Source organism: Micromonospora radicis (genome assembly GCF_003583405.1).
Classification (GTDB): domain Bacteria; phylum Actinomycetota; class Actinomycetes; order Mycobacteriales; family Micromonosporaceae; genus Micromonospora; species Micromonospora radicis.
Genome location: NZ_QXEC01000030.1, coordinates 14007 through 29248, shown reverse-complemented (window position 1 = coordinate 29248; position 15242 = coordinate 14007). Strand labels below are relative to the sequence as shown.

Here is a 15242-nt window from a genome sequence, read left to right as displayed (position 1 = left end):
CGCGCGGTGACGCAGCCGGGTGCGGCACGGCCGGGGGAGCCGGGTTGGCAGCACCACCCGGGCGCCGTGGCACCACAGCAGCGAACGGCACCACCACCGCAGCTCGGCGTTCCCGCACCGCAGCCGGGCGTGGCCCAGCAGGGAATACCGGCGCCGACGGTCAGCGGGGTCGGGCCGGGGCACAGCTGGGCGGCTCAGCGCGGGCAGGGCCGGGCCGCGGTCGGCACCGCGTACGCCGCCCAGGCCGCCGCACAGCCCGCGGCGCCGGCCGCCGGTACGGCGGGTGTCGCGGTGGCCGCGCCGCCGAACCCGGTCCCCGCCGCGGCCGAGCCGGCGGCGGAAACGGCCGTGCCGGCCCCGGTGGTACGCCCACACCGGCGGCAGCCCCGGGTGGGTGGCATCCACGTCGCCCAGCTCGTGGCCTGGCAGGCCGGAGCGGCGGCGGTACTGGCCGCCACGGGACGCAGCGCGGCGCTGGGTGGCGCCGTGACCGTCGCCGTGCTGCTGGTGCTCTCCCCGACCATGCTGCGGTATCGCGGCCGCTGGCTCCACCAGTGGTTGGCGCTCTGGTGGGGTTTCCGGAGTCGCCGCCGGCAGTTGGCCGGCACCGGGCCGGATGCCGCGTGGCACCTGCTGACCCATCTCGACGGCAGCGTGGAGTTGGACCAGGTCGAGATCGACGACCAGCCGGCGGTGTTGTTGACCCACCGGGGCGGGCTGACCGCCGTGCTGGAGGTGGACCCGACCGAGGGGGCGCTGCTGGTGGGCGCGCCGCAGGGCCTGCCGTCGCCGGTGGCGCTGCTGCCGGCGGCCGACCCGGCGGTACCACCGGTGACGGTGCAGATGTTGATCCAGGTCACCCCGGCGCCGCGGGTCCGGGTGGCGGCGGTGGACCGGGCGTACCGCGAGTTGACCAACGGCGAGGTGCCCGCCAGCCGTCAGGCGTGGGTGGTGCTGCAGGCGCCGCGTACCCCCGACTTCCACGCCGACCGTGAGCTGCGGCCGGCGCTGACCGCGGCGATCCGGCGGACCCGGCGTCAACTTCGCCAGGAGCGGGTGGCGGCCCGCCTGCTCAACCGCGACGAGGTGCTCGCCGCCGTGGCCCAGCTGACCCATCTCACCGACGCGCCGTCCGGTGCGGATCGGCCGCTGGCCCGGGAGAGCTGGCGCCTCTGGTCCGCGCAGGGTGTTCCGCAGAGCTGCCACCGGCTGCTGGACTGGCCGGACCGGGCGTGGGAGGTGGACCCGCTGTTGCGCGGGCTGCCCGCGGCGGCCGGCGTGGTGTCGATCGCGGTGGCCCGGGAGTCCGGTCGCCCGGGCGAGGACGCCGTGGTCGAGGTGGCCTTCCGGCTGATCGGTACGGATGCCGCCGCGCTGGCGACCGCCGACGGCGCACTGCACGGGGCGATCCACGGCCACGGCGGGCGGCTGCAACGACTCGACGGCGAGCACGCGCCCGGCGTGGCCGCCACCCTGCCGCTTGGAGGCTTCCTCCGGTGAACAGCGCCGCCTTCCCCGCCAGCCGGATCGGGGTGCACACCACCGACGGCGCCACCGTCGCCGGGCTGCGTCTGGTCGCCGGTGGCGGTGGGCTGGTGGTCGGCCGGAACCGGCAGCAGGAACCGGTCGGCCTACGGGTGTTCCGGGCCGAACCGACCCGGCTGATGTTGACCGGCGGGGTACGCGCGGCGGAGCTGCTCGCCTTCCGGGCCCTGGCGCTGGGCGCCCGGTTGTTCATCCAGACCGCAAGGGAGCAGGAGTGGGACGCCTTCCTGCGCCGCTGCGTCATCGGTCGGGAGATCGCCTCGTTCCTGCCGCCGGGGGTGCCTCCGCCGCTGCCGGCGACGCCGACCGAGCCGCAGCTCGTCGTGATCGACACCGGCCCGGTGACCGGGCCGGACACCAACCTCAGCGCGCCGTGGCGGGCCACCCTCGTCGTCCGCGACGACCTGGCCGGTTGGGACGTCGAGGTGTTGGTGCGCAGCGACATCGTGGTGCTGCAACGGCTCACCGAGCCGGAGGCCACCACGGCGGCCAACGCCCTCGGATTGGTGAGCGTGCGGAGCTGGTTCACCCAACTGCATCCGGAGATGGTCGGCCTGATCACCAAGGGCAAGGTGCAGTGGGTGCTGCTCAGTATGACCGGTACGGAACGTCAACTGATCGGGCCGGTCGCCCGGGGCTGACCTGCCGCCCGGCATGATCGCGCAGGCCAGTGCCGTGAGGAGAACCACCGGTGATTCCCGAATAAGTACATCTGGTGGCTCCCGCGCGGACACCCCCGCCCCTTATCCTCCGACGGTCTATCACCCTCGGAGGCCCCGCGGAGGCCCAGCAGATGCAGCTAAGAAGAAGTAGGCGACTACTTACAATCCCGGGCGTATTGGTCACCGCCACTGCGCTCACTCTGGCCAGTGGCACCACCGCTCTCGCCGCACCGGCGGCAACCACGCCGTTCATCAGTGAGATCCACTACGACAACGCCGGTACCGACGTCGGCGAGGCGATCGAGATCGAGGCGCCGATCGGGTTCGACCTGACCGGCTGGCAGATCGTCCTCTACAACGGCGGAAACGGTGCGGCGTACAACACCCGGACGCTGACCGGCACGGTGCCGGACGCCGGTGTCGTCGTCGCCGAGTACCCGGTCAACGGCATCCAGAACGGTGACCCCGACGGGGTCGCCCTGGTCTCGCCGACCAGTTCGGTGACGGAGTTCATCACCTACGGGGGGACCTTCACCGCGATCGGCGGCCCGGCCAACGGGCTGACCGGCACCGACATCGGAGTGAAGGAGTCCAGCAGCACCCCGATCGGATACTCGCTGCAGAAGATCGACGGCGCCTGGAAGGCGCCCGCGCCGCACACCTTCGGCGTCCGCAACACCGCCGCCGACCCCGACCCGGATCCGGACCCGACCATCGGCTGCGACGTCGTGGTCGACCACAGCATCGCCCAGGTCCAGGGCACCGGTAACGCCACCCCGGTGGCGGGCACCCGGGTGACCGTCGAAGGCATCGTCACCGCCGACCACCGCACCGGTGGCTACAACGGCGTGTACGTGCAGACGGCGGGCAGCGGCGGGGAGCGTACGGTCGCCGCCGGCACCGCCTCCGACGGCATCTTCGTCTACCTGACCACGAACCCCGCCAACCACCCGGCGGTGGCGATCGGCGACCGGGTCCGGGTCAGCGGCACCGCGAGCGAGTTCAACGGGCTGACCCAGCTCACCATCGCCGGCAGAGCCGACGTGCAGGTGTGCGAGCAGGGCGCGCCGCTGCCCGCCCCGGTTCCGGTGGCGTTCCCGCTCGACGACGACGCCCGCGAGTCGGTCGAGTCGATGCTGGTGGCCCCGGTCGGCGAGTACACCGTCTCCGAGGTGTACAACACCAACCGGTACGGCGAGGTGGTACTCGCCGCCGGTGACCGGCCGGCGCTGACCCCGACCGACCTGGCCCGGCCCGGCTCGGACGCGGCCCGTCAGGTCGCCGCCGAGAACAAGGCCCGCCGGGTTCTGCTCGACGACGGCAAGACCACCAACCTGGCCACCGCCGGGCTGCTGCCGCCGTACGTGTCCAAGGACAGCCCCCTTCGGGTCGGCGACTCGGTCGAGACGTTCGGTGCCTCGGTGCTGTCGTACGGCTTCAACGAGTGGCGCCTGCAGCCCACCCGTCCGGTCGACGCCGACACCCCGCCGGTCGGGCGGACCACCTTCAAGGCCACCAACCCGCGTACCGCCGCACCGGTGAACGTCGGTGGCGACCTGCGGGTGGCCAGCTTCAACGTGCTGAACTACTTCGTCCACTTCGGTGGCGAGGCCCGGGGCGCGGCCGACGAGGCGGCGCTGGCCAAGCAGGAGGCGAAGATCGTCTCGGCGATCAGCGCGCTCGGTGCCGACGTGGTCGCGCTTCAGGAGATCGAGAACTCGGTCCGGTTCAACGCGCAGGACCCGCACCAGGCACTCAAGCGCCTGGTCGCGGCCCTGAACGCCGTCGACGGCGCGGGCACCTGGGACTACGTCCGCAACCCCGCCGAGCTGCCCGCGGCGGCCCAGCAGGACGTCATCACCGGGGCGATCATCTTCAAGCCGGCGAAGGCGCAGCCGAAGGGCCCGTCGCGGTCGGTGAACGACGAGACCGTCTGGTTCAACGCCCGCGAGCCGATCGCGCAGACCTTCACCGCCGGCTCGGTCGACTTCGTGGTGGTGACCAACCACTTCAAGTCCAAGAGCGGCGCCGGCACCGGCGACAACGCCGACACCGGTGACGGTCAGGGTGGCTGGAACGGTGACCGGGTCCGTCAGGCCACCGCGCTGGCCGCGTTCGTGGACCAGGTCAAGGCCGACAGCGGCACCGAGAACGTACTGCTGCTGGGGGACTTCAACTCGTACACCCACGAGGACCCGATGCAGGTCCTCTACGGCAAGCAGTACCGCAACCTCAACGACACCGGTAGGACGAGCTACGTCTTCGGTGGCGAGTCCGGCTCGCTCGACCACGCCCTGGCCTCGCCGTCGCTGGTGGAGCGGGTCACCGGCGTCGACGTGTGGCAGATCAACGCGGTCGAGTCGTACGCCTTCCAGTACGACGGACTGGCCGACTTCTACGCGCCGGACCCGTACCGGGCCAGCGACCACAACCCGCTGGTCGTGGGCATCGACACCGGCACGGGCAGCGGCCCGGTCGACCTTCAGCTGCTGAGCATCAACGACTTCCACGGCCGGCTGGAGTCCCCGGCCACCGTGGGCGGTCAGCCGGTCGGCGGTGCCGCCCAGCTCGCCGGTCTGGTGAACCAGCTGCGGGCGCAGAACCCGAACACCGCGTTCGTGTCCGCCGGTGACAACATCGGCGCGTCGACGTTCATCTCGGCGATCGACGACGACAACCCGACGATCGACGCGCTGAACCAGATGGGCCTGCTCACCTCGGCGGTCGGCAACCACGAGTTCGACAAGGGCATGACGGACCTGACCGACCGGGTGGTCCCCCGGGCGGACTTCCCGCTGCTGGGCGCCAACGTGTACCGGGGTGACCAGCGGGCGCTGCCGGCGTACTCGGTGCACGACGTGGGTGGCGTCCGGGTCGGCTTCATCGGTGTGGTCACCGAGCAGACCGGTTCGCTGGTCAGCCCGGACGGCATCGCCGGCCTCACCTTCCGGGAGCCGGTCGCCGAGGCCAACGCGGTCGCCCGGCAGCTCAAGGACGGCGACCCCGCCAACGGCGAGGCCGACGTGGTGGTGCTGCTCACCCACGAGGGTGCCGCGACGGAGAACATCGACACCGCGGAGAAGCTGGCGAACGACCCGGTCTTCGGCAAGTTCACCCGGGCCGACGCCACCATCGACGCGATCTTCAGCGGTCACACCCACCAGCCGTACGCCTTCGAGGTGCCGGTACCGGGTACCGACAAGCTGCGTCCGGTGGTTCAGGCCGAGGACTACGGCAAGCGGCTGGGCAAGGTCACGCTGACCTTCGACCGGGAGTCGGGCGCGGTCACCGCGGCCGACGCCGCGCTGGTCGACGTGGTCGGCGCGCCGCAGGATCCCGCGGTGGCCGAGATCGTGGCCGCCGCCAAGGTCCGGGCCGAGGAGCTGGGCAAGCGGAAGCTCGGTGCGATCACCGCCGACATCCGGCGGGCCTACACCGACGGCAACGAGGATCGGGGCAAGGAGTCGGCGCTGGGCAACTTCATCGCCGACGTGCAGCTGGCCGGCACCGCCGACGCCGGCCGGGGTGGGGCGCAGATCGCCTTCATGAACCCGGGTGGCCTGCGCGCCGACCTGCTGTACCGGACCGACGGCACGGTGACCTACGCCGACGCCTTCGCCGTCCAGCCGTTCTCCAACGACATGGTCACCAAGAGCTACACCGGCGCCGAGATCAAGCAGGTGCTGGAGCAGCAGTGGCAGCCGGCGGGCGCGTCCCGTCCGGTGCTGTGGCTCGGTGTGTCGAAGGGCTTCAGCTACACGTACGACCCGAGCGCCGCGCAGGGCTCGCGGATCACCTCGATGAAGCTGAACGGCACGCCGATCGCCCCGGCGGCCACCTACCGGGTGACGGTGAACTCGTTCCTCGCCGCCGGTGGGGACAACTTCACCACCCTCGGTGGCGGCACCAACCCGGCGACCACCGGCGACAACGACCTCACCATGCTGGTGAACTACCTCGCCGCCAACTCGCCGGTCACCGCCGACACCACGCCCCGCTCGACCATCGGGCAGGGCGGTCCGGAGTGCACCACGACGATCACCGGCCGGTACAGCAAGCCGCTGCTCGTCACCGCCGGCCTGACCTGCCTGGAGAACGCCGTCGTCGCCGGCCCGGTGCAGGTCAACGAGGGCGCCTCGCTGCTGGTCAACGGTGGTTCGATCAGTGGCCCGGTGTACGCCTTCCGGCCGGTGCTCTTCGAGATCTCCGGCACTACGATCTCCGGCCCGGTCACCGTGACCGGTGCCACCGGTGCCCTGGAGATCAGCAAGGGCAAGGTGAGCGGGCCGTTGTCGATCACCTCCAGCATCGGCGGGGTGCGGATCGACACGGTCACCATCAGCGGTCCGGTGACCGTGACCGGCAACTCCGGCAGTCAGCCGGTGGTCGTCGCCGCGAACGCCATCAGCGGGCCGTTGTCCTGCTCCGGCAACACTCCGGCGCCGACCAACGAGAACCGGGCGAACACCGTCCGGGGCCCGGCGTCGGGCCAGTGCGCGCGCCTGTGACGGGCGACTGACCCCGACGAGGGGCCCTGCCTACCGGATCCGGTAGGCAGGGCCCCTTCGCACAGGTGTCCCGCCGCGACCGCGGCAGCTCCCGCGACCCGCTCAGCCGGCGGGCGGCGCCTCGGGGCTGATCGGCAGCAGCACCCGGAACACCGTCTCACCGGGCCGGCTCGTCACCCGGACGTCACCGTGGTGCTTGTTGACCACGATCCGGTAGGAGATGTCCAGGCCGAGGCCGGTCCCCTCGCCCACCGGCTTGGTGGTGAAGAAGGGCTCGAAGATCCGCGGCCGGATCTCGTCCGGGATGCCGGGCCCGGTGTCGTCGATCTCGACGAACAGCCGATCCTCGAGGCGGCCGGTGCGGACGGTCAACACGCCCCCCTCGCCGCCCATCGCACCGAGCGCGTTGTCGATCAGGTTGCTCCACACCTGGTTCAGCTCGGCGGCGTACGCCGGGATCGCCGGCAGGCTGCGGTCGTACTCCCTGACCACCTGGACCCCGGCGGCCTTCGCCCGCAGCATCACCAGCGTGGCGTCGAGCAGTTCGTGCACGTCCACCACCTGGTAGGGCGCCCGGTCCAGTTGGGAGTACTGCCGGGCCGCGCCGACCAGGGTGGAGATCCGGGTGGCGGCGTCGGCGATCTCGCGCATCAGCAGCTCGGTCTCGACCGTGTAGGTCAGCCACCGCACCGCCGGCTCCAGCTCCGCCGGCTCCAGCTCCGCCTGGACCCGCTCCAACCAGTCGACGTCCAAACCGCCGCTGACCAGCGTCTCCGCCAGCTGCCACCCGGCGGTCATGCCCTGGTCGTCCAGCCAGTCGGTCAGTTCGTCCTCGGCGTCGCTGGCGGCGATCGGGGAGAGCACCGGCGCCTTGGCCACCCGATCGACCGCCTCCTCCTGCAGTCCCACCAGGGACTGCAACCGGCTGCCGTCGATCCGGCCATCCGCGATCATGGCGAGCTTGTGCCGCATCCCGGCGATCCGTTCGCGCAGGCTGGAGCTGGCCCGTACCACCGCGCTCGCCGGGTTGTTCAGCTCGTGGGTCAGACCCGCCGACAGCGAGCCCAGGGCCAGCAGGCGTTCCCGTTCACCGATCACGGTCTGGGTGTCGCGCATGCCGATGAACATGCCTTCGAGCAGGTGCATCGCCATCGGGAACCAGGAGCGTACGGCGTGCGCGAACTGCTCCGCGGGCAGCACGAAGAACTCGGCGTCGGTCAGCGCCCACATGCTGTTGCGGTACTGCCGGCCGTCGCCGATGTACGCCTGGGTGGCACCGCCGTAGACGCCGCGCTGCGCGGTACGGCTGATCTCCACCTGGTCGCCGTGGACCGTGCGGCACAGCCGTACCGTGCCGTCGAGCAGCACGAAGAAACACTCCGCCGGATCGCCCTCGCCGTAGACCAGGTCACCGGCCGTCCGCTGCTCGACCCGCCCCTGCTCGGCCAGCCAGGCGACCTGCTCGTCGTCGAGGGACTCGAACAGGAAGAGCGTGCGGATCTCCGCCGGGGCCAGTCGCCGGGGTGTGGCGGCCCCGCCGGTGCTCACTGTGTCTCCAGGTAACGGTGCACCAGGGTGACGGCCATCGCGCCCTCGCCGACCGCGGAGGCGACCCGCTTCACCGAATCGGCGCGTACGTCCCCGGCGGCGAACACCCCCGGCACGCTCGACTCGAGGTGGTACGGGTCGCGGGGCAGCGACCAGCCCGGTGGCCGGCGTCCGCCGGTGACCAGATCCGGGCCGGTGAGCACGAAGCCGCGTTCGTCCCGGACCACGGTGCCGTCCAACCATCCGGTCCGCGGCTCGGCCCCGATGAACACGAACAGCCAGGAGCTGTCCACCTCCCGCTGCTCGCCGGTGCGGGTGTCCCGCAGCGTCAACTGCTGCAGGTGCTCACCGCCGGTGGCGCCGACCACCTCGGTGTGCGGGTGCACGCTCACCTGCTCGATGCGCCCGAGCTGCTCGATGAGGTACTGGGACATCGACGCGGTGAGGTCCGCACCCCGGATCAGCACGTGCACCCGTTGCGCGTAGCGGGAGAAGTGGACCGCCGCCTGGCCGGCGGAGTTCGCCCCGCCCACGATGTAGACCTCCGCGCCGACGCAGCTCGGCGCCTCGCTGGCGGCCGAGCCGTAGAAGACCCCCCGGCCGGTGAGGTCGGCGAGGCCGGGTGCGTCGAGCAACCGGTACGACACCCCGGTCGCCAGCACCACCGCGTGCGCGGCGAGCGTCTGCCCGTCACTGAACCGCAGCAGCCGGGCCGAGCCGGCCTCGTCCAGGCCGACCACCTCGCGGGTGCTGAGCAGTTCGGCACCGAACTTCAGCGCCTGCCGCCGGGCCCGGTCGGTGAGCTGCGCGCCGGAGACGCCCTCGGGGAAGCCGAGGTAGTTCTCGATCCGGCTGCTCTGCCCGGCCTGGCCGCCGGTGGCCAGGCGCTCCACCAGCACGGTCCGCAACCCCTCCGAGGCCCCGTACACCGCGGCGCCCAGTCCGGCCGGGCCGCCGCCGACGACCACCAGGTCGTAGAAGTCCGCCGCGGGGGTGACGTTCAGGCCGACCAGCCCGGCCAGCTCCGTCTCGGAGGGCGCGACCAGTGCCTTGCCGTCGGCGGTGACCACCAGCGGTACGTCGTTCGCGGTCACCCCGGCGGCGGTGAACAGCCGACCGGCCTCCGGGTCGTCGGCCAGCAACCAGCGGTAGGGCACCAGGTTGCGGGCGAGGAAGTCGCGGACCGCGAAGGACTCGGCGGACCAGCGGTGGCCCACCACCCTGATCTCCGTCGAGCCGGCGTCCGGGCTGGCCGCCCAGACGTCGAGCAGCGAGTCGACCACCGGGTAGAGGTTCTCCTCCGGCGGGTGCCACGGCTTGAGCAGGTAGTGGTCGAGGTCGACCACGTTGATCGCGTCGATCGCCGCGCCGGTGTCCGCGTACGCGGTCAGCAGCACCCGGCGGGCCGCGAGGAAGAGATCCATCGCGGCTTCCAGGAACTCGATGCCGTTCATCTCCGGCATCCGGTAGTCGGCCAGCAGCAGCGCGACCTGCTCGCCACGCAGCTTGATCTCGCGTAGCGCCTCAAGCGCCTCCGGCCCGGAACTGGCCCGGATCACCCGGTAACGGTCGCCGTACCGGCGCCGGATGTCCCGGGCGACCGCGCGGGAGACCGCCGGATCGTCGTCGAGGGTGAGAATCACCGGGTTCGCCATGCGCCCATGAAACCACGCTCCGGTTCCGGCCCGGTTGCCCGCGAACGACCCGGCCCGGGGCGCTGTTTCAGCTGGATGCCGGTGCGGCGCGGAACACGACGGTGAAGCTGAACGACACGCCGTCGACCTGGTACGCGTAGCAGCCCGGGCCGCCGACCGTGGTGCTCGCGGGCAGGTCGGTGTCGGGGCGGGTCAGCACGGCGTGGTGACCGTCGTCGCGGCGCTCACCGAGGTAGGAGAACTCCACCGACGCGGTGCCGGGGCCGTCGATGCGTCCGGCCCGTACCAGCACCGGGCCGGTGTATCCGGCACCGAGCCAGCGCACCTTCACCGTGAAGCTGCCGTCCCGCTGCCGGTCGCGCTCGCGCAGCGGCAGGACCCCGGCAGGGAAGTAGTCGGCGACCGGGTAGACCGGACCGGGCCCGAGCACCCGGTAGGCCCGGTCGTGGTCGTCCCAGGGGCGGGGCTCGGTGACCGGGCAGGGCTCGCCCGCTGCCACCGTCGGCAGTCGCAGCGGTACGGCGGCGAGGGCGCCGGGGGACGTCACGGTGCCGGGCGCGGCCCCAGTCGAGGATCCGGTCGGGGCGGGTGCCGGCGCGCTCTCGCAGGCCGCCGAGACCGACAGGGCCGCGGCGATCACCATCACCCGAATCAGCCTCACCACACCGGCAGTATCGACCGTCCGGGTCGTTCCCGCTGTCCCGGCCGCCACCGGCGGTCGACTCAACCCGGGTCGGCCGACCCGGCCCGTTCCAGCAGGGCACGCCGCCCGGCGGCGCCGGAGGTCCGGGCCGCAGCCGTGCGAAACAGCTCGGCCGCCCGCTGGTGGTCACCCTGCCGGGCGAGCAGGTCCGCTTCCACCGCGAGCGCCAAGGGGTAGTTGTCCAGCCCGCCGCCGGCTCGGGCGTCGGCGAGCCGGGCCAGCCCGATCGCCGGCCCGTACGCGTAGCCGTGCGCCACCGCGCGGTTGAGCGCCACCACCGGCGTGGGTTGCAGCTCGGCGAGTCGGTCGTAGCAGTCGGCGATCCGCCGCCAGTCGGTCCACTCCGCGCCGGGGCCGGCTCGGTGGTCGCCGCGGTGAGCGCCAGCACCGCCAGCTCACGCAGCTTGCGCCGCTCGACCGAGGCCCGCCGCAGTACGTCGGAGACCCGGTTGCGGGCCACCGTCATCAGCCAGCCACTCGGATTCGCCGGTACGCCGTCCACCGGCCAGCGGTCCAGGGCTCGGGCCAGGGCCTCCTGCGCGCTGTCCTCGACCGCCGGGCACCGCGCCCCGACCGACCCCGGCGACACGGCGGCGAACGGGCGTCACGGAACGTGTTCACCGGGCGGCTACCGGCTGTTCGGCCGCCGTGCGGAACCCGGCCGTACAGTCCCGACGCTGGCTGCCGTACAGGATAAGGACGGTTTCGGGTGTGGCTCAGGGCTGAGAAGAAGGAGTTCGAGGGCTTCCTCGACTCCGCGGCTGTCTACTGGCGCAAGAACCTGGGGTCCGTGTCGTCCCAGCGCTACCTGGTGGTCGAGGTGTTCCACCAGGACATCAGGGTGGCCATGCGCAACCTGGCGGTGGCCAACGCGATCCGCCGGATCGTGCCCGCCCAGCTCGTCGTGGTGACCGGCGTCGAGGAGATGTGGCACGAGGCGCTGTGGACCGAGTTCGACGTACGGCTCGTCGAGCGGGTCGCCGAAGCGTACGGCGCGAGCCAGGTCATCGACCTCTACCGGCTCGTCGACGGGCCGGCCAGGTCCGCGACGCCCGGCTCGGTGCCGGTGCGGCTGTTCGGGCGGACGCTGCCACCCGGGACGCCGGCCAGCGAGGAGACCCTGGCGGAGTTCGTCAGCGCCACCTACTGCCGGGTGACCAAGCGGCCCCGGCCACCGCAGGATCCCACCGCCGATCCGCGTTACGGGCGGCGGGAGGCGCTCGCCCGGGCCATCTCGACGTACTACGACGCGCTGCTGGGTACCGGGGACGTGGTGGCGCTGGTGACCAGCCACGTCGACTACGACCACTGGGGCCTGGCGGTGGACTCCGCCCGCCGCGCCGCGGTGCCGGTGGTGCACACCCAGCAGACCGGGTGTCTCAAGGCGTACGCCCTGTTCCCCGAGACGGACACCGGGCGGCACACCTTCCGTGGCGAACTCAGCCACCAGCTCGGCGCCTTCTTCGAGGAGCGGGTCTGGTCCCGGCGCGCCGAGCTGCGCCGCAACGCGGAGCTGGTGGCCTGGCGGTCGAAGGTGAACCTGGGCCGGCCGAGCTGGTGGCGGGGCGGCGCGAGCGCCTCCGTCGACATCAACAGCAGCGCGGAGCGGGCCCGACTGCGTACCCACTTCGCGGCGCGGCTGGGGTTCGACCCGGCGCGGCCAGTCGTGGCGGTCTTCAACCATGCCGTGTCGGACGCGCCGGGAACGAACCACCAGGCGTTTCCCACGCTGGCCGACTGGTTCGAGGAGACCGCCCGGTTCGCCGGTACGGCCACCGAGGTGCAGTGGCTGTTCCAGGACCACCCCAGCCAGTTCCGCTACGACAGCACCGGCTTCTTCGACTCGGTGGCGGACCGGTACCGGCGGAGTCGGCACATGGTGTTCCAGCCCAGCACGGAACTCAGCAAGAACGGGCTGTGGAGCCTGGTCGACCTCGGCGTCACCGTGCGCGGCAGCGTCAGCAACGAGCTGCCGGCGTACGGCATCCCGGTGTTGCAGGCGGGGTGGTCCGAGTGGAGCGAGTGCGGCCTGTCCACGGTGCTGAACGACCCGGACGACTACTGGAAGGGCCTCGACGCGGCGATCGGCGCCCTGCGACGCGGCGAGGAGCTGATCTCGCCGGAGCAGATCGAGCGCGCCCGGTTGTGGTTGTGGTTCTACCGCAGCGCCACCGACCTGTTCACCCCGCAGGTGCCGCAGTGGGAGGTCTGGCCCGCCGACTACCTGCTCAAGTCGGTACAGGTCGCGTTCCGGCACATCGAGAGCGACGCCGATCCGCTGTTCGAGGCGGTCGAGCGGATGTGGACCCACCACGAGCCGGTGCTGACCCGCACGGATCTGCGGGTGCCGGGCGGTGTCCGGTGACGGCGACCGGCGCCCGGTTCGCCACCGAGTTCGACGAACCGCCCACACCGCGCGGCCTTCCTGCCGTCTTCAGCCGGGGCGGCGACCCGGACGTCCTGGTCGCGGACCGGATGACCCGGGGCACCGGCATCCTCGGTCGGATCCAGGCCGCGTCCGGCGCGGTGATGCTGAAGGTACGTACCGACGGCCGTCCCGTCCGGGTCCGGGTCGACCTGCACGTCGACAGTGCCGCGCAGGCGTCCTGGTCTAGGGCCGCCACACCGGGCCGGGGCGAGCGTGAGCTGCCGCGCCTGGTCATGGTCCGGGCCCAGGGCACCGCCCGGGCCGCGGTCCTGATCAACCGGCAGCGTGGCCGGCTCCGGATGGTGGAGGCACACGCCTGGGTCGAGTTCGACCTCGGACCGGACGAGATGGGCCCCGACGAGTTGCTGATCATCGAGCTGGCCGACCCGGCGGTGCCCCGCTGGGCGGAACCGGCGTTCAGCCCGCTGGCGCCGATCGGCGTACGGATCAACGAGGTCGAGGTCACCGCGCGCGCGGACGCCGACGAGACCGCGGCCACGACCGTGACCGGCCCGGCCGCCCAGCTCGCCGGCCTGGCCAGCGCGGGTGGACTGGTCGGGGCGCGGGGCCGCACCGAGGGCCGGCCCCGGACCCGGTTCGTGGTGGTCAACGTGCCCGCCCCGACCGTACGCTGCCGGCTGCGGATCGCGACCGCGTCGACGCCACCGGCCGCGTTTCGCCACCCCACCGGAGACTGGCTCCGGCGCCAGCGGGGCCAGACCGTGTTGAAGGCCGTCCGGGTGGCCCGGCGCGGGGCCGGCTACGCACTGTTCGAGGCGTCGCCGTTCACCCGGCCACCCCACCCCGACCGGCTGGTCGTGCACGCCGCGAACCTGGTCGACGGCACCGCCTGCCCGGTACGGGCGACCGCGCAGACGGACGACGTACTGGACGTGTCGGTCGAGCGGACGGCTCCCGGGCCGGTGCTGATCGGGTTGGCCGAACCGGCGGCCCCCGCGGTACGGCGTCGGCTGGCCGAACTCGTCTGCCAGGTCGTCGAGGTGGCGTGGTGATCCCGTTGCCCGAGCCCGGCTTCGACCTCGTGCTGACCGAGGATGCGAAGGCCAACCGGCAGGCGATCGAACGGCTGCTCAGCACCGGCGCCGGCGGTACGATCCGGCTGCCCGCCGGCACCTTCCCGCTCGACCGTGGGCTGGTCGTCGGAGCCGGTTGGACGCTGGCCGGCGCGGCGCGTCCGGACGGGCCGGTGACGACCTGGCTGACCTCACCCGCGCCGGACCACGAGCCGATCGTCCACGTGCTCGGCGGCCGGGTGACGATCCAGGACATCGGCTTGCGGCCACCACCGTCCGCGCCCGGTGAGCACGGCGGCGACCTCGGCACCGCCATCACCGTGGGGCGGTACCTCTACCCCGCCGAGGCGGAGTGGATCGAGGGCGTCCGGATCCGGCGGATCCAGGTCGACCGCCCGGACACCCGGGCCGCCAACTGCATCGCCCTGGTCGGCGCGGTCCGTGACATCACCATCTCCGACGTGTCGATCGTGGGCGGTTGCACCGGGATCGCGGTGCACTGGGGTGCGGTCGGCAGCGGTGTCGACTCGATCGTCGGGCCGTCGTACCACCCCCACCACATCGAGATCACCGACCTGCGCGTCACCGACGCCTTCGAGGGCTTCTACCTCAGCTCGGTACACGACGTCACGGTGGACCGGGCCCGCCTGTCGCGGGTCGAGATCGGGTTCCGGTTGCTGCCCGGCGACAACACCGACCGTTTCCACACCACGGCCGACAACCCGATCGGGGAGCGGATCCGGGTGTCGGGCGCCCACGTCTGCTGGACCGGCCCGCTGTACGCCATCCGGATCGCGGGTTGGGGCCGCAGCGAGATCGACCACTCCATCCGGGTGCTCGCGTACCGGGACGTCGTGGTGGCCGACTGCACCCTGGTACCACTGCCACCCACCGGCTCCGGCGACCCGCTGCGTTCGCGCTCCCCCGTCGTCGTCGAGCAGGCGTCCGGGGTACTCCTCGACAACATCCGCGTCGACCTGCGCGAGACGGCGACGACGCCCACCGGGGCGGGCGTCGCCTGCTGCGTACGGCCGGGCACCGCACCGGGCTGAACCAGGCGCCGCCGGCCGGGCCACGGGAAGTTCGCCGGGTACGACTCGGGCGGGCTCGGCCTTGCTACCGAGCCCGCCCGCGCCGGCACTATCCGCGCCGGACCTTT

Annotated in this window: 10 protein-coding genes; 6 read left to right on the top strand and 4 right to left on the bottom strand. The window is 72.5% G+C overall.

Annotated elements, in window-relative coordinates; genetic code table 11:
* Positions 1-6: 6 nt before the first annotated feature.
* The 3 genes from eccE (at position 7) to D2L64_RS23460 (ending at position 6715) form a co-directional block, all read left to right on the top strand.
* Positions 7-1500 (top strand): type VII secretion protein EccE, encoded by a 1494-nt coding sequence (gene eccE, locus D2L64_RS23470; protein ID WP_119579373.1) that lies wholly within the window; start codon positions 7-9, stop codon positions 1498-1500.
* The gene (locus D2L64_RS23465; RefSeq protein ID WP_119579372.1) at positions 1497-2186 is read left to right on the top strand and encodes a hypothetical protein; all 690 of its coding nucleotides are present in this window, start codon (positions 1497-1499) and stop codon (positions 2184-2186) included. The genes eccE and D2L64_RS23465 overlap by 4 nt, the downstream gene beginning before the upstream one ends.
* A 197-nt stretch (positions 2187-2383) precedes the next feature.
* On the top strand, positions 2384-6715 hold the full coding sequence (locus tag D2L64_RS23460; RefSeq protein ID WP_233559110.1) for an ExeM/NucH family extracellular endonuclease: 4332 nt from the start codon (positions 2384-2386) through the stop codon (positions 6713-6715).
* Positions 6716-6817: 102 nt separating this feature from the next.
* Here D2L64_RS23460 and D2L64_RS23455 read toward each other — a convergent pair whose 3' ends face one another.
* The 4 genes from D2L64_RS23455 to D2L64_RS28070 all read right to left on the bottom strand — a co-directional run bounded on the left by D2L64_RS23455 (position 6818) and on the right by D2L64_RS28070 (position 10896).
* Positions 6818-8263, bottom strand: a complete 1446-nt coding sequence (locus D2L64_RS23455; RefSeq protein WP_199714731.1) for an ATP-binding protein — start codon at positions 8261-8263, stop codon at positions 6818-6820.
* Positions 8260-9918 (bottom strand): FAD-dependent oxidoreductase, encoded by a 1659-nt coding sequence (locus D2L64_RS23450; RefSeq protein WP_119579371.1) that lies wholly within the window; start codon positions 9916-9918, stop codon positions 8260-8262. The genes D2L64_RS23455 and D2L64_RS23450 overlap by 4 nt, the downstream gene beginning before the upstream one ends.
* 67 nt (positions 9919-9985) lie before the next feature.
* Entirely contained in the window at positions 9986-10582 is a 597-nt protein-coding gene (locus D2L64_RS23445; RefSeq protein WP_119579370.1) for a hypothetical protein, read from the bottom strand.
* 59 nt (positions 10583-10641) lie between these two features.
* Complete coding sequence (locus D2L64_RS28070; protein WP_233559109.1) at positions 10642-10896, bottom strand: hypothetical protein; 255 nt, start codon at positions 10894-10896, stop codon at positions 10642-10644.
* 434 nt (positions 10897-11330) lie between these two features.
* Between D2L64_RS28070 and D2L64_RS23435 the strand changes: the two genes are divergently transcribed.
* The 3 genes from D2L64_RS23435 to D2L64_RS23425 are packed head-to-tail and all read left to right on the top strand — an operon-like array spanning position 11331 to position 15135.
* Positions 11331-12986, top strand: a complete 1656-nt coding sequence (locus tag D2L64_RS23435) for a hypothetical protein (RefSeq protein WP_119579369.1) — start codon at positions 11331-11333, stop codon at positions 12984-12986.
* Positions 12983-14062, top strand: a complete 1080-nt coding sequence (locus D2L64_RS23430) for a hypothetical protein (protein WP_119579368.1) — start codon at positions 12983-12985, stop codon at positions 14060-14062. Before D2L64_RS23435 ends, D2L64_RS23430 begins: the two co-directional genes overlap by 4 nt.
* Positions 14059-15135, top strand: a complete 1077-nt coding sequence (locus D2L64_RS23425) for a right-handed parallel beta-helix repeat-containing protein (protein WP_233559108.1) — start codon at positions 14059-14061, stop codon at positions 15133-15135. Before D2L64_RS23430 ends, D2L64_RS23425 begins: the two co-directional genes overlap by 4 nt.
* The last annotated feature ends 107 nt before the right edge of the window (positions 15136-15242 follow it).